Origin of the sequence: Paraburkholderia sp. J63 (assembly GCF_905220245.1) — a bacterium.
In the GTDB taxonomy this organism is placed as follows: domain Bacteria; phylum Pseudomonadota; class Gammaproteobacteria; order Burkholderiales; family Burkholderiaceae; genus Paraburkholderia.
In genome coordinates, this window is record NZ_CAJMZF010000176.1 from 1 (window position 1) to 487 (window position 487).

Genomic DNA, 487 nt, shown 5'->3' on the forward strand with positions numbered 1-487 from the left:
TGGCCTGGTCCTGATGAGCCGGAGTTGACCCCCTTCGATCAACGTGCTCACCCGCAGACGGTCCAGTTCAGGGGCAGCAACTGGACAGGAACGGGCCTTACGGTTGACGCCACCACGGGCGACGAAAAACACCGTGCGCGTATGTTCTATTTCTGTCTAATTCACCGGGCGCATGCCCTTTGCGGGAAATCGCCCGTTCAATGGCTTGCCGATCCGGGCAGGCACAACGAGTTGTGGAAAATCAGGGCGATCCTGAAGTCCGTAGAATTTGTTGATGCGCCGTCCTCGATAGAGTCCAACCCGGCAAGCGGCTGGGCATCGGCCCCGAGGCAATAGCGAAAACGTCGAAGAACCATCCCATTCGAAAAGATGACTTCGTTCGGACGAGGTGGCATAAGACAATCAAGGCAATCTCCGGAGCACTCGTTTCGATGGCCTTTCAGGTCTTACCTCTGACCGGATAGTTGCGCGCGCTGTCAGGCGAAGA

General features: G+C 57.1%; 1 pseudogene. It reads left to right on the forward strand.

Features of this window, described 5'->3' with window-relative positions:
* Window positions 1–336: pseudogene (locus U5775_RS39040) on the forward strand (hypothetical protein); the annotation flags it as partial.
* Window positions 337–487 lie beyond the last annotated feature (151 nt).